The organism is Streptomyces sp. A2-16, from assembly GCF_018128905.1.
In the GTDB taxonomy this organism is placed as follows: domain Bacteria; phylum Actinomycetota; class Actinomycetes; order Streptomycetales; family Streptomycetaceae; genus Streptomyces.
Map to the genome: position 1 here is coordinate 8277359 of NZ_CP063808.1, position 18082 is coordinate 8295440.

Annotated in this window: 13 protein-coding genes; 2 read left to right on the forward strand and 11 right to left on the reverse strand. The window is 63.6% G+C overall.

Annotated elements, in window-relative coordinates; translation table 11 throughout:
• Window positions 1–78 precede the first annotated feature (78 nt).
• Both IOD14_RS37165 and IOD14_RS37170 read right to left on the reverse strand, forming a co-directional pair.
• Window positions 79–1974 carry a UvrD-helicase domain-containing protein gene (locus tag IOD14_RS37165; protein WP_212672604.1) on the reverse strand — a complete coding sequence of 632 codons (1896 nt, stop codon included), beginning with the start codon at window positions 1972–1974 and terminating at the stop codon, window positions 79–81.
• Window positions 1971–4211: an ATP-dependent endonuclease gene (locus tag IOD14_RS37170; protein ID WP_212672605.1), complete on the reverse strand. Its 2241-nt coding sequence runs from the start codon at window positions 4209–4211 to the stop codon at window positions 1971–1973. Before IOD14_RS37170 ends, IOD14_RS37165 begins: the two co-directional genes overlap by 4 nt.
• 480 nt (window positions 4212–4691) lie before the next feature.
• Between IOD14_RS37170 and IOD14_RS37175 the strand changes: the two genes are divergently transcribed.
• The gene (locus IOD14_RS37175; protein WP_212672606.1) at window positions 4692–5375 is read left to right on the forward strand and encodes an HNH endonuclease signature motif containing protein; all 684 of its coding nucleotides are present in this window, start codon (window positions 4692–4694) and stop codon (window positions 5373–5375) included.
• Window positions 5376–5527: 152 nt separating this feature from the next.
• Here the strand turns inward: IOD14_RS37175 and IOD14_RS37180 are convergent, their stop codons facing one another.
• The 3 genes from IOD14_RS37180 to IOD14_RS37190 form a co-directional block, all read right to left on the reverse strand.
• A complete protein-coding gene (locus tag IOD14_RS37180; RefSeq protein ID WP_212672607.1) occupies window positions 5528–6085 on the reverse strand; it encodes a hypothetical protein in 558 nt (185 codons plus the stop codon).
• Window positions 6086–6502: 417 nt separating this feature from the next.
• The gene (locus IOD14_RS37185; protein WP_212672608.1) at window positions 6503–7351 is read right to left on the reverse strand and encodes a hypothetical protein; all 849 of its coding nucleotides are present in this window, start codon (window positions 7349–7351) and stop codon (window positions 6503–6505) included.
• Window positions 7352–7594: 243 nt separating this feature from the next.
• Window positions 7595–8167, reverse strand: coding sequence for a hypothetical protein (locus tag IOD14_RS37190; protein ID WP_212672609.1), 573 nt, complete (start codon window positions 8165–8167; stop codon window positions 7595–7597).
• Between the two features lie 703 nt (window positions 8168–8870).
• On the opposite strand from IOD14_RS37190, the gene IOD14_RS37195 reads away from it, so the two are divergent.
• On the forward strand, window positions 8871–9260 hold the full coding sequence (locus IOD14_RS37195; RefSeq protein WP_212672610.1) for a hypothetical protein: 390 nt from the start codon (window positions 8871–8873) through the stop codon (window positions 9258–9260).
• A 102-nt stretch (window positions 9261–9362) separates the two neighbouring features.
• Here IOD14_RS37195 and IOD14_RS37200 read toward each other — a convergent pair whose 3' ends face one another.
• The 6 genes from IOD14_RS37200 to mreD form a co-directional block, all read right to left on the reverse strand.
• Window positions 9363–9773: a hypothetical protein gene (locus tag IOD14_RS37200; RefSeq protein WP_212672611.1), complete on the reverse strand. Its 411-nt coding sequence runs from the start codon at window positions 9771–9773 to the stop codon at window positions 9363–9365.
• Window positions 9774–10231: 458 nt separating this feature from the next.
• A complete protein-coding gene (locus tag IOD14_RS37205) occupies window positions 10232–12202 on the reverse strand; it encodes a TIGR03960 family B12-binding radical SAM protein (protein WP_212672612.1) in 1971 nt (656 codons plus the stop codon).
• A 76-nt stretch (window positions 12203–12278) separates the two neighbouring features.
• The gene (locus IOD14_RS37210; RefSeq protein WP_212672613.1) at window positions 12279–13778 is read right to left on the reverse strand and encodes a CYTH and CHAD domain-containing protein; all 1500 of its coding nucleotides are present in this window, start codon (window positions 13776–13778) and stop codon (window positions 12279–12281) included.
• Between the two features lie 90 nt (window positions 13779–13868).
• Window positions 13869–15068, reverse strand: coding sequence for a rod shape-determining protein RodA (rodA, locus tag IOD14_RS37215; protein WP_123989220.1), 1200 nt, complete (start codon window positions 15066–15068; stop codon window positions 13869–13871).
• Window positions 15065–17320 carry a penicillin-binding protein 2 gene (gene mrdA, locus IOD14_RS37220; RefSeq protein WP_212672614.1) on the reverse strand — a complete coding sequence of 752 codons (2256 nt, stop codon included), beginning with the start codon at window positions 17318–17320 and terminating at the stop codon, window positions 15065–15067. Before mrdA ends, rodA begins: the two co-directional genes overlap by 4 nt.
• Window positions 17321–17400: 80 nt before the next feature.
• Window positions 17401–18078: a rod shape-determining protein MreD gene (gene mreD / locus IOD14_RS37225; protein ID WP_212672615.1), complete on the reverse strand. Its 678-nt coding sequence runs from the start codon at window positions 18076–18078 to the stop codon at window positions 17401–17403.
• Window positions 18079–18082 lie beyond the last annotated feature (4 nt).

Consider the following 18082-nt stretch of genomic DNA (forward strand, 5'->3'; position numbering starts at 1 on the left):
CCTGGTTGGCGAACCTCAGCGTATGGACAGTCCGCGGCGCGGGAGCCAGCCAGCTATACGCCTGGCTCGACTGACCCGTCAGCTGGCTTCTGGTGCAAGGTCAGCATCGGTCAGAATCTTTCCGCCAGCCACGATCTTCGATTTCTCAATTGCCAACTTGGCCTCAGCCGTGTTGCCTGCGAATACGACAACGGCAAGCGATTCAACCGCGCGTGATACGCACACATAGAGCAGACGCCTAGTCCGCTCCAAGACCGAATCCTTTCCTGCGGCTAGGTTTCGCTTGTCGGTATCCGAGAGTTCCTTGATCCCGAACAACTTCTCATACGAGTAAAGGCTGTACTTCCCCTCTTCATCGTCCAGGACAACTATGACCTTGGAAAATTCCGTCCCCTTAGTTCCATGTTGCGTGGCGTACGGAGATTGCTGTTGGATGTACCTGAAATAGGCCGAGATTTCGCCTACATCGCAGGCCAAGAAGGCATCTAGAACTTCTTTAGTTTCCGAACCGAGGACGATCTCTGCATGCATACCATCAGGTTCCAGGTATGCAGAGAGTCGCGGATCAGGAGCAAAAAGGCCAGCAGCCACAGCCAGTCTCAGGGCCTTGCCGACAGATCCTGAGCCACCCTCGGTCACGTTAGTTCGGAGTAGGGATACGGCGTCACGCGCAAGGGTCAGTCTTTTCCTCAAATCCTGGTCTGATGCGTCCAAATTAAAAACGCCGCCACTCTGGCGAAGGACCGCGATTACAGACGGAGAGTCGACGCTATCAGCTGCACAAATAGGAAGAATAACGTCCTCGAACGGACGGAGCGGCCAGGCATCACCCTCGTCGAAGGCCTCTTTCAAGCCCTTCGAGCCACCGTCGTGGAAGGCAGCATAAAGTTGCTCAAATCCCATGCGCTTGGCCACCATCCGATGGACGATCATGAGAATCTTCGCACCTTCGCCGTCATCAGCCGAGTCCGCAGCCCAACTGCCGGCCTCACTGTTTTGCCCAAGCCAAGCTCGGACCCGTTCCAGTCGTTCACTTCTCTGGTCATCCGCGGGAAGAACGAAGAAGAAGAACTCACCAGCCACTTGCTTCTCTGGAAGGCGTCCGGGCACCTGAACCATGCCATCGGCATCCGACCGCACCTGATTAATAACATTGAGAACTCTGCTTGAGCTACGAAAGTTCTCTGGTTTCTCGATTCGCTCCCACTCTGCCTCTGCAACGATCTCCCCCACACCCCGCTGAAAGATCTGCTGCATAGGGTCTCCGAAGAAGCCAAGGCAGATGGCACCCTGGACCTGCGCATCAATATATTTGAGCGCCTCGACGACCTTAGGAAAGGTGTCCTGACTCTCGTCGACGAAAATATATGGATGCTTGCTAGCAACGATTCGCACGAGGAGCTTGCTGTCGAGAATCAAATCGGGAACCATCGTAACAATGTCCTCGTGACCAAGGATTCCCTTTGCGTAGTCACTTCCAACACCATACGAGTAACGTTCAACCTCTTTGACTAACTGAAGCTGGAGGTTAAGCTTCTCTAGGTCAGAAGCATCCTTCGCTATGGTCGTGCTACGTGTGCGCGATGTGTAATTCTCCTGCTTTTCCTGGATCTCTTGAATCGCACTCCGGATGTGATGATCGACCCACCTACCTATATCCCTCTGGAACGGTTTAATTAGGGTCCACAAGAAACTGTGAATGGTGGACACGGAGACTAGAGGGCTGTTGCCCACATCAGAATGGATTTCCTTAGCGGCTACCTCGGTATAGGTGATGCATGCGACTTGCTGAGTTCGAGCCCTTAGACGGGCACCGTGCTGCGTCACTACATGATCGAGCGCCTTCACTAGGGAAGTTGTTTTCCCTGAACCAGCGCCAGCAACCATGACGAAGGACCGGAGCTGATCTCCGTCCAGGAGACCACGCAACTGGATGTCTGCGGGCGTGTCCGGCGCAGAGACTCGTGATCTCATACTCCCCGCCCTTCCCCTGACGAGGGTCCTGCAGGTTGGGACAACAACCGCTCACGAAGCCAAATCAATCCGTCCATGATGTACCGCGGCGGCCTCCATGCAGCGTCTTGCTCCGCAATAAGCCCCAAAGCGAACCTTGTTTTATCGAGGTTCCGAACGCGCTTGAAGAGCGCATCGTGAAGTTCTTCAAGCGTCAATTGGCCTGATTTGGGAATGGATAGACCGACGGCTCTTCTCGACGGCTCCTGAGTCCAAGACAAGTTCTCCAGCGCGAAGGCTTCTTCGAGGGTTCGTCCAGCGAGCTCAACCGCGCCCGTCCCCCATTCGGCAAGTCGACGGGTCTGATAGGCAACTCGGATGTTTCCGTCTTCCTTATCCGCACCCTTAACAATCTTTTCACTGTCCGGCAGATCTAGAAATTCATCGATCGTGGTCAACTTCGGAAACCAGTGCTTGAGCGTCTCATTTGAGGTGATGGCACGTGGCTCAGTTGTCTTGCATGCATGACCGCCCTCGGATTCCTTAGCCTCCACACTCGTCTCTTCGGGCGCCTCAACGCTGTCAAGATCCGTGATGACTAGCGTCGTGATCTCCAGGAAGTCAAGCAACTCCTGAAATTTGTGGGCAAACGCTCCACCGACTTCGAGAATGGTAAGGTGGCACGCCTTCAGTGCAGGGAATTTACGCTCAATAATCAGGGGCAGCAGCAACCGCTCGACGTTACCCTCGACCAGCACAGCAGCGTCGGCAAAAAATAGGTCGCAATGAGTCAGCTTTAGGTACTGTTGCAGGAAATTGCGGGTCGCTTCTTCTTCTCCATTATAGAAGACCGAAAGATTCTTGACGTCACTGCGATGTGTTGCCTGAGCACCCTTATCTCGGCAAAAGTAGCGAATCGGCTTAAAGCTGCTCTCATACAGGATGTGTGACGAATGGGTGGTGACAACCATTTGAGTATGGAACCCCGGCTTAGCCTCGGGTAGGAGTTCGAAGACTCTGCGAATAAAGACCTGTTGGAGTTGCGCGTGCAGGTGAGCTTCTGGCTCCTCAATCATGATCAGGTGTACTGGCGGACGCTGCCCCTCCACGTCTTCCCAGGCATGATGGAAGTCCAGGATTTCAACCGCCATGTAGATCAGGTTTTTAAAGCCCAGACCGTTGTACTGGTCCGGCAGAACCTGTGATGACTCAGGCAGCAGAGCCCCATTGACAGATGGAAGCATGTAGTGAACGCGGGCACTCGTGCTCAACACGTTCTGGACATTGAACGAAGCTTTGACCACGAGACCGGCATTAGTGGCGCCCGGGTACCCGAGGTGCTCAATACTCTTGAGAATGGAGTCGAAAGCTTGAGCGAAATGCTCATTAAGAGCGGATTCTGAATTAGCGATAGCGCTAAGTGCATCCAGGTCCGTCTCGAACTTGTCCAAGTTGCGCTGATAGTACCTACTTAGCCTCCGAGACAGGTCTTCAGCTCTGCCATGCGACTCCGAGTCCGTGAGATGTCGCTGGGCATTTAGGAAATCGACTTTGATGAGTGCGCTGACCATTGCACCGGCGCCGGAAGCATTCGTTCCGAGATAGAAGGGGTGATATCCGGCCTTAGGGATCAGATCAGCATCACACTGCCGGGCGTCGAGTACGTAGTACTTAACTTCATACTCACTCGTCAGTCGCTTAGTGAGGTAGTCAGTAAGGTCCAAAGGCCAGGGTTTATAAGCGCCGTCAGAATGCTCGTCAGGCAGTTTCCTGTCTTTGCGCGACTTCTGGTAGTTCGCTACCAACGAGGAAGGGTCTCGCGGCGCATAAATCATTCGCAGTCCCACGGGCTCCCCGTCCCAGTCGAGGCCAGGTAGGAGATCGAGTACGCGATGCATATTATCGTCATCTACTTCGAACCAAAGATCAAAGTAGATCTTGGGTAGGTCAGACTCCGCATCACCCGTGACGGGGTCAAAGCTGTTGAAAGTATCCCAGCAGTCTGCTGAGAAATCGTAAATCTGAAAGCGAACCTTAGGGTCCAGGAAGCGCTGGAACACATGAGTTGCAGACGTCTTGCCGCTATTGTTCGCTCCGACGAAAATAGTCGTCTGCTTGTCGAGGTCTACCCGAACATTCTTTAGGCGGCGAAAGTTCTGAACTCGAAATGACTTAATATGCACTGAGTCCCTCGACATCTTCGGTTCTGAATTTTCAAGCACGTCGCTAGCCGAATGCTCGGCCGGCTTTACGCGCATCGTTGATTCCGGGGCGGCAACCGCAGGCGATTCGCCCGAATGTTCGATATCATCATCGGGTGGTGTCCAGCTCTGCGGAAGAGGCAGCCTCCCCCGCCCTCCCCTAATCCGCACGGCTACTTAGACTATCGGACTGGAGGCAAGCGTGACTGTCGATTCACTGATACTCCATTCTTTCGTGAGTGTCAGTGGTTACGCTGGATGTTCAAGGTGCCAAGGCGAGGCAGTGCCTCACACCGCCTCACACCCACGCCGCGACCTAGAGACCAGCAGGTACGGAAGCGTGATCCGTGGATCGATCAGTGGTAGTCGTAGAGGCCGCATCTTGGCAGGACGCCGTTGGACAAGACCGGTTTGTGGCGTTGCTGTACATCGCTACTGTGCCGCGAGACGCCGGCCGGTGCGAGGCTCGGCCCTCAACCTGAAGCTTCTCTGCATGGCCGTAGTGGGGCCCGACGCCAACGTTCATGAGGAGGCAACATGACGAGCAGGGTCCGCCTGGGCGATCGCAGCAAGCAGCCGACCTGGTTGTGGCTGATGATCTTGACGGCTCACCGTGGACTCTGTGTGTACTGCGGGCGATCGCGTGCCGAGACGCTGGAGCACGAAAAGCCCATCGCCGACCAGGGTGCTGACGTCTGGTGGAACTTCGTTCCGTCGTGCATGGACTGCAACCGTTGGAAGAACGGGCGCAGCGCAAAGGAATGGGTTCGAGATATGGACCTGCATCACCGCTATCCCGCTGTCGGGTTCGCAAAACGAGCTATGAGGCCCGAGGTCTACGCCGGCATCACCAGGCGGGTGGAGCGCACCCAGCGCGAGATAGCCGACCCTGACCGTCGCGACTGGTTCCGGCACCACTACGGCCATGCGAGGCACAAACGCAAGGCAGAGATGTTCGAGGCGCTCCACCGCTGCCGAGAGGAGCTGAAGGGCTATCCCCACTATCCGTGGCGTACGCCACAGGTCCGCGAAACCAAGGCCGACATCTGTCTACGCCTAATCTGCTGCGGTCACATGCACCCTGATGCTCGATCGGTGCACGCCATGCTGAGCGCCGAGCAGTACCAAGCGTTCCAGCGAGCCGCGTACCGAGAGCGCGTCCATCAAGGGGAACTGGTCGGGAAGATTGTGCGGCAATACCTCACGGAGAACGCTGAGTAGCGGGAGGCGGAGTTACCAAGGCAAGTACCAGAGGCCGATCTGGCGTGCCTAACACTCGTCGGTCGCTGCGACTGAAGCCTGACGCAGGGCCGTGACGTCCGCCGACGCTTCCCCAATTGGTAAGCACACTGCCCTGCCAGCTCCGCTCAAGCTCACGAGACGGGTAGCACTTGCGGAAGCGCCTTGGAGAACATCTCGTATGAACCCAACAGACCGCGCCGCTGATCAAGGCAATGCTGACTCAACGGCGAGTCATGGTTGGCGACATGCGCGGGGTCTCGCCGCAGAGCGTCTATCGCAAAGAGTGTCTGCTCCAGCCATCGAAGGGCCGCGCCGGATATGCGCTCAAGTTCTGCCACTTGGCAGGTCATCACGAGGTCGTAGTGCCCACGGAGTACCGCTCCCTCCGCTTGCCGAAGCCTGCCACGCACCTCGTCCAGCGACTCCCCATCGCTGAGGGCGTCCATCAATGCATCAAGGGCATCGACCGCCTCCCCAAGCTTCGCTTGGAAGGCCAGGCAGTTTTGGCGGCGCCAGTCATGGTGCTGAAGACGACGCTCCTCTTCCTTAGTCTGCTTCTCTAACTCACGCGCTTGAAGCGCCTGCATGCGAACACCCCGGGCAGCCACGCCTGCCCCCACCGCAGCCCCCGCCGCGCTCGCCAATCCCGCTAACCCAGCAGCCCAGACCGCAGCGACCCCCTGATCCATGCGCACGATTTTGCCGTGTTCATTGCAGGCGGGGTAGAGCGGAGTGGCAGTCCTCTCCCAGTAAGGAGAGAGCCCAACGAGCCGACTCAGATCAGCTCGGCTTAGGGGACAACCTGCGAGGCGCTCCCAGGGCTTGGCAGAGTCGGCCGGGGGGGGGGGGAGGCCACCCCCGGCGGGCGGGGGTGAAGGATCCCAGCGCAACCATGGCCATGGTTACCTCCTCCTCGCTCACCCCCACCAACGCCTCCACTACCCGATCGAGTGCCTTGCTTACTTCAGTGAGAGTGACAACTGAGCCTCTTCAGCGTTCTTGATCGTCAGCGGCAACAGCTTCTTCCCAGTCGGCCCGACTCTTATAGCCGTGTATATCTACGGACACGGCCACTCCCACCTTGGCTTGAATGTTGCATGCCAACACTACTTCGGCTCTTGCGGTGTGAGATTGGCGTACGACCTTGGGTGGGTGCTCAATTGCCCCTTGAGATAGCGCCGATCGCGGAGATTAGCCATGACAGCGTCATAGTGGGCCTTCTCTGCTTCCCAGTCTCGGTCGAGGTGGGGCAGCGACTCGTTCGACATCTCGCGAGCGAGGTCGTACATGTCCCGCCGCCAAGCCGGATCAATGGCGCGCTCATCTACAACTGCATTACGAAAGGCAAAGCATGCGAACAGGGTTGTAGACGCGATCAGGGAGACAGTTTCCTTGCAGGCTGCTTCATCGAAGGTGATGTTTGGGTTGAGATGAAAGTGATCCTCTTCCACCGAGATCTGCCCCATACAAGACTCGGCAGTAGGGTGCGCCCAAGCGGAAGCTTCGGTATAGAAGTGCTGATACTTCTCGACCTCGTCGGGAGGATCTCTGCGCACGTCACTGAGCCACTGGCGCACACGTACATCGGGAAACCACTTGCCGTCCCGAATCCATCTATCGGCCAGCTTCGGATCTTTGGCGAGCACCCGGGCCAAGCCAGCGGACTCATACACGGAACGCAACAGGTTACGTGCCTCAGCAAGGAAACCGTGAGCGGTGACGACCCAAGCCGCTTGAAGCTGCCGGTAGCTTCTAGCCAGCGCCACGGCAGCAGCGAGATCATTCTCAAACGTTTCCTCGAACGGGAAGCGCTCAATGCTGAACGCACCGTAGTGAAGCATCGCCATTGCGCGTCCGTACCAGTCAGTCTCAGGCCAGGCTTGGGCAACCTCAAGGAAGCGCCCAAGGTGAACTACGTCATCGGATGGTTCACCTTGTTCGAACTCTTCGGTCATGCCCTTATGATGCTCGTCCTGAGTGCACAACGCTACCACTTTTACGGCTCCCGCAGGCCGTTACTGGCAGTGCGAGAGCACGGGCTCGGTTGCCGATCCCCGGGAAACTAACCAAGCCCGCGAGGTGCACCTTAAGAGATATGCAAACCAATTATTCCATCAGTCGCATACGGGCCGACCCACTCGCCAAAGAAGGAGCCGGAGGGCAGCCTCAAGATATCTTCGTCATAAACAGCGCTTTCGTCAGGCCGGGTTCATCACCTGCCGCAGGCACGCTGTGCAGTCCGGCTGCGGCTGGGCCTCTCCATCAACCACTTCTCCGCAGTACCCACCGCACGTATCGCACACGAGGACGTGCGACTCCTCTCCGACGAAGGAGGCCACGTAGGCCGGGTTCTTGACCACCTCAACCGAGTACGTGGTCGACTCCTTCGGCAATGGCTTGGCTTGCGCTCGGTCGGCGAGCGCCACGTCCAGGGCCCTCATGAGCGACCTATCCACCTTCAGTAGTGCCAGGCCCAGTTCGGGGCCCAGCCCTGCCGGATCAAAGCGAAGCCAGCCGCCGACGAACAGCTTCTTCCGCAGCTCAAGTACCTGCGGCTCCGCCAAGCGGTGAGACGTCGCCTTCCCCGAAGCCTCTCCAACCTGGATGAACCGTGACTCGGTAACAGCCACCCAGAAGTTCGGACTGCTGTCCACGAGCGTGGGAGTCAGCGCGTTCATGTCCCTCGCCGCACCAAACGCCCTCACCGTCTCCCCCTGGTAAAGCGTTCGGTCGACCATCGCGCGAGCCGTGGCTGCATCCATGCGCGACATACGCGCCACCTTCATCTGTAATGAGACTGTGCAGGATGATGCACTCTAGCGCCGCAAATGGCTGTCTCGGGAGGTCCTGCCGCCCATCGCAGGCATCCAGCCGGGCCCACCACGCCACAGAGCACCCATCCGCCATCAACGCCAGCGGTACACAATCGCGGCGCCGCCCCGCTCATGGAATCAGACCCACAGAGCGTCTCTCACCTGCGTGTCGCTTCAGCGAGGTAGCCCTCTCGCGGCCAGCCGCCCCTCGGAACCATGCACCTCAGAATGCACGACTGAAGAGCTTCCAAGTGGCGGCAGAGGCGTTCTCGGCGTCTCCTGGTCGATCCGCTGCCGGTCCCGGCACCCCGAGCGACCTCACGGCGGCAGCCGCCCCGTCCTCGCCGTCGTCCCCCAGGACCTCTACGTTCGCCGCAACACCTCACTCACGTCAGTGAGCAAGGCCGCTGGTCGGAGCGTCCTCCTTGACCGTCAGTGGAGGCAACTTCTCCCCAGTCGCCCTGATTTGTATAGCGTGTCCATCCGCGGGCTGTTGGACTTATGTGATCCGTTTACTCGGCAGAGGACGCCGTCTCAGCATGACGGTTGGCAGTGGGTTCAATGGCCATGTCGGTCAAGAGGTAGTTGCACGCCATGGCGCAGTACCTGTCTGGTTCTTGCTTCTAGCTGACCTGCACATACGCCACTACGCTGCGCATCTATGGGGAAAGCCATGCGCCTGTACTGGGGATACATCGCGGTTGGGGCTCTCATCGTCGCGTGGACCCAGCAATGGGCCCTCCCGATCATCGCCGCACTGTCCATTGCGGTCTTCGCCTACGCCTCCTTCCAAGTGCCGGTCTGGTGTGGGGCAGTCAACCGAGACGGTCGGACCTACTGTCGGAACAACGCATATGGCGTACTTATGGGGTGTCGAAATCGCCAACATCGTTGGCAGAAACTGAAGATGATCGTGCTGCGAAGCAAGGTAGGAGACGTGAGTCGGGCCGTCTTCCCGACCGCGAAAGAGAAGTTCAACGCCTTCCTGGCAGTGGGAGGCCTTCTCTCCGCCATCGCTGCGGTGATCGTCCCGGTTGTGACAGGAAGCTGACCCCCTCCTCAAGCACTGTCCCAAGCCCGCATCCCGTCCGCAGTCGACTCACACCGCGGAGCAGCCGTCGCCATCAGGTCGACGCAGGCACCGGCCTCGCCATCAGTAGCTTGCAGTCCGGTCAAAGCTGGTGACGTTGAGCTTGATGCCCTTCACGCTCTTGAGCGTCGTGGGGTACTCGCCCCGAGCCGTCTGGCCGGGTTGCACGTTGGTCTCCAACTGCGAACCGTCCTCCACGCGCGTGCCGCCGGCGTCGACCGCCTCCCAGTCCCAGGAGTAGTTGGACTTCTGACTGCTGCTGTTCTTGATCGTCCAGACGAGCCAGATATCGGTGATGCCGTCTTGCGAGCGGTCGTCGAGCTGGAAGCTGACGAGGTCGGCCCGCTCCCCCGCAGAGTCCCGTGTCTGCCCCTGCTTCGTCTTCGCTGTGGGGGTCGCACTGGGCGCAGGGGTAGTGCTCTCGTCCTTGCCACCCGCCGCGACCACCAGCACAACGATGACGATCACGACCACCGCGGCCAGAGCTCCGGCGCACCCCCACAGACAGCCACGGCCTCGCCGCTTCTTCTGCGGGGGCACAGGGGGCGACGTCCACTGCCCGGGAGGGGGAGAAGGCTGGTCCGGACTCCCCCACCGAGGACTGCCTCCAGGCGGCTCACTCGCTGACATGTGCCTCCTCGCTAGCGATATCGCCACGCTAGGAAGCCACGGAGCACGTCGCGAGCAGAGAGCAGCCACTCAGGCGACAGTCGCCGGATAAGGACCTACAGGGGCTCCGAACTCCTCAGACCCACTCCACCTCGGAATGGACAGCCGTCGAGGCCTTGGGAGGCGGCAGCGGCGTTCTCTGCGTCTCCCGCACGATCCCCGGCCGCGCACTCTCCACACCGAGCGCCCTCAGGACAGCAGCCGAGTCCTGCTCACTGCGGTCCCCGAGGGCATCCAAAATGCGCCGCAACGCCTCACTCACGTCAGTGAGAGTGACCACTCGCAGCCGGCGACGGACCCGCGTTCTTGACCGTAAGAGGGAGCAACTTCTTCCCGGTCGGTCCGATTTGTATGGCCGTGTCCATCTGCGGACACACCCCGCAGTCGAAGCAAGGCGTCCAGCGGCAGTCCTCGACCTCTGTTTCGTCGAGGGCGTCCTGCCAGTCCTCCCAGAGCCAGTCCTTGTCGAGGCCGGAGTCCAGGTGGTCCCAGGGGAGGACTTCCTCGTACGTCTTCTCGCGGGTGGTGTACCAGTCGACGTCCACGCCGAACGCGGGGAGCGTCTTGTCGGCGCAGGCCATCCAGCGGTCGTAGGAGAAGTGTTCGCGCCAGCCGTCGAAGCGGCCGCCGTCCTCGTAGACCGCGCGGATCACCGCGCCCACGCGACGGTCGCCCCGGGAGAGCAGGCCCTCCACGATGCCCGGCTTGCCGTCGTGGTAGCGGAAGCCGATCGAGCGGCCGTACTTCTTGTCGCCGCGGATCTTGTCGCGGAGCTTCTGCAGGCGCGCGTCCGTCTCCTCCGCGGAGAGCTGCGGGGCCCACTGGAAGGGGGTGTGCGGCTTGGGGACGAAGCCGCCGATCGAGACCGTGCAGCGGATGTCGTTCTGGCCGGAGACCTTGCGGCCCTCGGCGATCACCCTGGTCGCCATGTCGGCGATCTGCAGGACGTCCTCGTCCGTCTCGGTCGGCAGGCCGCACATGAAGTACAGCTTCACCTGACGCCAGCCGTTGCCGTACGCCGTGGAGACCGTGCGGATGAGGTCGTCCTCGGAGACCATCTTGTTGATGACCTTGCGCATGCGCTCCGAGCCGCCCTCGGGGGCGAAGGTCAGGCCTGAGCGGCGGCCGTTGCGCGTGAGTTCGTTCGCCAGGTCCACGTTGAAGGCGTCGACGCGGGTGGAGGGGAGGGACAGGCCGATCTTGTCCTCCTCGTACCGGTCGGCCAGGCCCTTCGCGATGTCGCCGATCTCCGAATGGTCCGCCGACGAGAGCGAGAGAAGACCCACCTCCTCGAAGCCCGTCGCCTTCAGGCCCTTCTCCACCATGTCGCCGATGCCCGTGATGGAGCGCTCGCGGACCGGGCGGGTGATCATGCCCGCCTGGCAGAAGCGGCAGCCTCGGGTGCAGCCTCGGAAGATCTCCACGGACATGCGCTCGTGGACCGTTTCCGCCAGCGGGACCAGGGGCTGCTTGGGGTAGGGCCACTCGTCCAGGTCCATGACCGTGTGCTTCGACACGCGCCACGGGACACCCGACTTGTTGGGGACCACGCGGGCGATACGGCCGTCCGGGAGGTACTCGACGTCGTAGAACGCCGGGATGTACACCGAGCCCGTCTTGGCGAGGCGGAAGAGGACCTCCTCGCGGCCGCCCGGCCGGCCCTCCGCCTTCCACTCGCGGATGATCTTCGTCATGTCGAGCACGGCCTGCTCGCCGTCGCCGATGATCGCCGCGTCGATGAAGTCCGCGATCGGCTCGGGGTTGAAGGCCGCGTGACCGCCGGCCAGCACGATCGGGTCGTCGAGGCCGCGGTCCTTCGACTCCAGCGGGATGCCCGCCAGGTCCAGCGCGGTGAGCATGTTGGTGTAGCCCAGCTCCGTGGAGAAGGACAGGCCGAACACGTCGAAGGCGCCCACCGGCCGGTGGCTGTCCACGGTGAACTGCGGGACCCGGTGCTCGCGCATCAGCGCCTCCAGGTCCGGCCACACGCTGTACGTGCGCTCGGCGAGGACGCCCTCCTGCTCGTTGAGGACCTCGTAGAGGATCATGACGCCCTGGTTGGGCAGACCCACCTCGTACGCGTCCGGGTACATCAGTGCCCAGCGGACGTCGCAGGACTCCCACGGCTTGACGGTCGAGTTGAGCTCACCGCCGACGTACTGGATCGGCTTCTGCACATGCGGGAGCAGAGCTTCGAGCTGCGGGAACACCGACGCGGCGGTTTCGGCTGACATCTCGCACTTCCATGGACGGACAGGGGTGACCATCTAGCCTAACGCGGCCGCGGCCACCCCCCGTACGCCCGGAAGGTCACAGGGCGTCCGCCGCTGCCCTGATCCCGTCCCAGACCCCGGGCAGCTCAGCCTCCACGGCAGCCGCCCGCTGCTCCTCACGGCCGTACAACAATCCGTAGGTGAAGGCGCTCTCCCCCGCCGCGTGGGCGACGGCGGACAGCTCGCGCAGGGTCTGGCGGGCCATCACGCTGTCCTGGTGCTCGCCCAGCTGGTCCTGCAGCGACTTCATGGACTTGACCACGGTCTTCGCCGGATCGCCGAGGGCCGGGCGGGCCGCCTCGGCGGCGTAGCGGGCGCGCTTGGTCTTCTTGCGGGCCTCGTGGATCGCGACGTCCCGGTCGGTGCCGGGCTCCAGCTCCAGGGCGTGCTCCATGAGCCCGGTGACCTTGCGGAAGTCCTTCCGCACGGCCTCGGCGATCACCTTGTGGGGTTTCTTCCCGGCCGCCTTCAGCAGCGGCGGGTCGGCGATCAGCGCGTCCAGGGCGTCGAGCAGGGCGAGGTGGCGCCGGGAGTCCAGGACGCCGATCAGCCGTGCGCTCGCCCCGCCCGGATTGCCTCCGGACCAGACGTTGAGGCGTTCGGCGACGGGCCCGGAGACCAGTGCCCCGGGCACCTCGGCAAGGGCCGTCTTCAGCCGTTCGCTGAGCACCTCGCGGTCCCGGTCCACGCCCAGCTCTCCGGCGAGCCACTTCAGCTCGTCGCCGATCGGGTCGGTGACGGCCCGGTCCAGGACCTTGCCGTACGACTTGAGGGCGCTGCGCATGCGGCGGGTGGCGACGCGGATGCTGTGCACGGAGTCCTCGGCGTCCTGGCGGACGGCCGGGTCGAGTTCCACGATCGCGTCCCGCTGGGCGCGGAGGTAGGCGAGGACATGGTCGCCGGCGGTCACGGGATCCCCGATGACGGGGTTCCTCTTCCTGGGCGCGGTCTCCGCGAGGGCGCGGGCCAGTTTCGAGGACGACCCGGACGGCCGTACGCCCGCCTTGCGCAGCCGCTTCTCCACCTTGTCGAGGAAGGCCGGGTCGCCGCCGTCGGCGAGCTCCACCTCGATCTCGGTCCACTGGACGTCGCCGACCCCGCCGCTGAGCCGTTCGGCGTGCACGGCGTCCACGCTGACCTCGGCGAGCAGCCGGGCGTCCGCGTCGAGGAGGTGGCGTACATCGCGGTCCGATCGCAGCCGGACCACGGGCTGCAGTTCCACGTTCCGGACCCGGGAGCGGACCAGGGCGGCGAGTTCGTCGGGGAGGGTGTCGGAGAGCGGGGCGCGGATCTCGTCGCGCACGCCCTCGGCTACAGGGAACTTCAGGTGCCAGCCCGCGTCCGATCCGCCGGTGCGGCGGCGCAGGGTGATCGAGGACGCCATGAGGCGTTCGTCGGCGGTGTCGTAGTAGGTGGCGTCCAGATGCGCGACCCCCTTGTCGACGACGGCCTCGACCCCGGCGACTCCGGTCAGGTCGGGCAGGCCGCTGTCGTCGGACTCGTACTTGCGCTCGATCTCCCGCTTTGTGTCCGCCATGATTCGAATCTAGTGGTCGGACGCCGGTCACGGCAGGGGGCCGCCGCCGGTCGGGGGCAGTCGGCCCCACCGCCGGTCGGGGCGGCCCGCCTACGCCGACATCGGTCGTTGCACCCTGATCGACTGCAGCAGCCCGACCGCGACCCAGACCGCGAACATCGACGATCCGCCGTAGGACACGAACGGCAGCGGCAGACCGGTGACGGGCATGATCCCGAGGGTCATGCCGATGTTCTCGAAGGCCTGGAAGGCGAACCAGGCGACGATCCCGGCGGCCACGATGGTGCCGTACAGCTCGGTCGTCTCGCGGGCGATCCGGCAGGCGCGCCACAGGACGACGCCGAGCAGGACGATGATCAGGCCCGCGCCGACGAAGCCCAGTTCCTCACCGGCGACGGTGAAGACGAAGTCGGTCTGCTGCTCCGGCACGAACTGGCCGGTGGTCTGCGAGCCGTGGAAGAGGCCGGCGCCCGTCAGTCCCCCCGAGCCGATGGCGATCCGGGCCTGGTTGGTGTTGTAGCCGACGCCGGCCGGGTCGAGGCTCGGGTTGGCGAAGGCGGCGAAGCGGGCGATCTGGTACTCGTCCAGGATGTGCAGCTGCCAGACGGCGATCGCGCCGGCCGCGCCCGCGCCGAGGAGCCCGAAGACCCAGCGGTTGGAGGCGCCGGAGGCGAGCAGCACGCCGAGCACGATGATGACCATGACCATGACCGACCCGAGGTCGGGCATGAGCATCACGATCAGCATGGGTACGGCGGCGAGGCCCAGGGCCTGGAGCACCGTGCGGTGGTCCGGGTAGGGCTTGTCGCCCGCGTCGACCCGGGCGGCGAGGAGCATCGCCATGCCCAGGATGATCGTGATCTTCACGAACTCCGAGGGCTGGAGCGAGAATCCGCCGCCGAGCACGATCCAGGAGTGGGCGCCGTTGACCGTGGAGCCCAGCGGGGTGAGCACCAGCAGGATCAGCAGCAGCGAGGCGCCGTACAGCAGGGGCACGGCGGTGCGCAGGGTGCGGTGGCCGACCCACACGGTGCCGATCATCAGGGCGAACCCGATGCCGGTGTTCATGATGTGGCGGATCAGGAAGTAGTACGGGTCGCCCTGGTTGATCTCGGTGCGGTTGCGGGTCGCCGAGAAGACCAGGATCGAGCCGATCATGGACAGGGCGAGGGCCGAGAACAGTATCGGCCAGTCGAGGCGGCGGGCGAGCGAGTCGCGGGCCAGCAGCCGGGTCCAGCCCGCGCGAGCGGGGCCGTACCCGGAGACCTGGAAGCTGTTGGCCCCGGTCATGTGAGCATCCTCCGGTTTCCCCGCTTGCGGCGCCTTCGGCGGGTGTCACGGTTCCCGCCGGTCGACGTGTTCACGGTCGCCGCCTGCTGTGTCTCGTCCGGCTCGGGCGCGCCCTCCTGGCTCGCCCGCTGGTCCTTGGCCGGGTCCTTGGCGACCTTCGGGGACTTGATGGTCCCGTCGGTCTGGATCTTCGGCAGGCTCTTCTCGGGGGTCGGCAGCAGGGCGTTCTTCTTGTTGATGGTGCCGTCGTCGGAGACGCCGTACAGGGCGTCGTAGATGTTGCGGACGGCGGGGCCCGAGGCGCCGGAGCCCGTACCGCCCTGGGAGATCGTCATGACGACGGTGTAGTCCTTGGTGTACGTGGCGAACCAGGACGTCGTCTGCTTGCCGTAGACCTCGGCGGTACCGGTCTTGGCGTGCATCGGGATCTTCGCCTGCGGCCAGCCGACCTGGGCGAAGCGCCAGGCGGCGGTGCCCTCGGTGGCGACGCCCGCGAGGGCGGTGTCCATCTTCTTGAGCGTGGCCCGGCTTATCGGCAGCCTGCCGTGCGACTTGGGCTTGATCTCCTGCACGCTCTTGCCGTCGGCGCTCACGATGGCCTTGCCGACCGTGGGGTCGTGCAGGGTGCCGCCGTTGGCGATCGCCGCGTAGATCGTGGCCATCTGGATCGGGGTGACCATGGTGTCGCCCTGGCCGATGGAGTAGTTGATCTCGTCACCGGCGCGCATCTTGTTGCCTTCGAGGCAGTTCTCGTAGGCGATCTTCTGGACGTAGTCGCCGTCCTTCTTGCCGGACTTGCACCAGGCGTCCTTGTTGGCCTTCCAGTAGTCCTGCTTCCACTGGCGGTCGGGGATGCGCCCGGCGACCTCGTTGGGCAGGTCGATGCCGGTGGTCTTGCCGAGGCCGAACTGGTGGGCGGCCTTGAAGAAGTAGTCCTTGGGCTCGCCCTTCTTCGGGTTGATGCCGCCGTCCTTCTGCCACTGCTGGTGCGCGAGGCCGTAGAAGACGGTGTCGCAGGAGACCTCGAGGGCCCGGCCGAGCGAGATGGGGCCGAAGTTCTCCGACTCGAAGTTCTTGAAGACCTGGCCGCCGACCGAGTACGAGCTGGTGCAGGGGTAGCGGCCGTCGAAGTCGTAGCCGGCCTCCACGGCGGCGGCGGTGGAGATCACCTTGAAGGTGGAGCCGGGCGCGGACAGGCCCTGGATGGCCCTGTTGAGCAGCGGGTAGTTGGACTTCTTGCCGGTGAGCCGGGCGTAGTCCTTGGCGGAGATGCCGCCGACCCAGGCGTTGGGGTCGTACGTCGGGTTGGAGGCCATGGCGACGATCCGGCCGGTCTTGGCCTCCATCACGACGACCGCGCCGGAGTCGGCCTTGTACTTCTCGTTGGTGTTGCGGTCCCACTGGGTGCGGGCGACCTTCATCGCGTCGTTCAGCTCGTACTCGGCGACCCGCTGGACGCGGGCGTCGATGCTGGTGACGAGATTGGCGCCGGGCTGGGCCTCGTCGGCCTCGGCCTGTCCGATGACGCGGCCGAGGTTGTCGACCTCGTAGCGGGTGACGCCGGCCTTGCCGCGCAGTTCCTTGTCGTACTCGCGCTCCAGGCCCGAGCGGCCGACCTGGTCGGAGCGCAGGTAGGGCGAGTCGGTGTCCTGGGCCTTGGTGATCTCTTCGTCGGTGACGGGCGAGAGGTAGCCGAGGACCTGGGCGGCGTTGGACTTGGCCGGGGCGCCGTAGCGGCGCACGGCCTCGGGTTCGGCGGTGATGCCGGGGAAGTCCTCGGAGCGCTCGCGGATCTGCAGGGCCTGCTTGGCGGTGGCCTCGTCGGTGATGGGGATCGGCTGGTAGGGCGAGCCGTTCCAGCAGGGCTGGGGGGTCTTGGCGTCGCAGAGCCGGACCTTCTGCATGACCTCCGCGGGCTTCATCCCGAGGACGCCGGCCAGCTTGGTGAGGACGGCCTTGCCGTCGTCCTTCATCTTCAGCAGGTCGGTGCGGGAGGCGGAGACCACGAGGCGGGTCTCGTTGTCGGCCAGCGGCACTCCGCGCGCGTCCAGGATCGAGCCGCGCACGGCGGGTTCGACGACCTGCTGGACGTGGTTCCCGGAGGCCTCCTTGGCGTACTCGTCGCCCTCGCGGATCTGGAGGTACCAGAGGCGGCCGCCGAGGGTGCCGAGGAGGGACAGCACGAGGATCTGGATGACGACGAGCCGGATCTGGACCCGTGGGGTCCGTCCGGTCTCGGGGATGTTGGTCACTGCGGCTGCCGCCCCCTCTCAGTGTGTGTATGTGTCATATACGGCGAACCTGTGAACCGGGTCCGCCAACCACCGTGGGGTCACAGCCGCTTGACCCCCTTGATGCGGCCCACCCGCGCGGTACGGGTGCGCGCCTTGGTCTTCAGGCTGCCGAGGCCGCCGCGCTGGCCGCCGATCCGCAGCCCGGTGCCGGAGGAGAGCCAGCCCGAGGAGATGTCCGCCGACTTGGCGGTGGAGCCGGCCTCGGCGAGCGGGTCGTTCTCGGCGCGGCGGGCGAGCGCCATGATGCCGGGGACGACGAACGGGGCGAGCAGCAGGTCGTACAGGGCAGCCGTGAACAGCAGGCTGCCGAGGCCGACGTGGCGGGCGGCGGTGTCGCCGACGAGGGCGCCGACACCGGCGTACAGCAGGGTGGTGCCGATGGCGGCGGCGACCACGACGACCATGGGGCCGGTGGCCGACTTGAGTCTGCCGTTCTCCGGTTTGGCGAGCCCTGCGAGGTAGCCGATGACGCACAGCACCAGGGCGTACCGCCCGGCGGCGTGGTCGGCGGGCGGGGCGAGGTCGGCGAGGAGGCCGGCGCCGAAGCCGACGAGGGCGCCGCCGACATGGCCGTAGACGAGGGCCAGGCCGAGGACGGTGAGGAGCAGCAGGTCGGGGACGGCGCCCGGGAGGTGGAGGCGGGCGAGGACGCTGACCTGGAGCACCAGGGCGACGACGACCAGGGCGGACGACAGCAGGATCCGGTTGACGCGCATGACT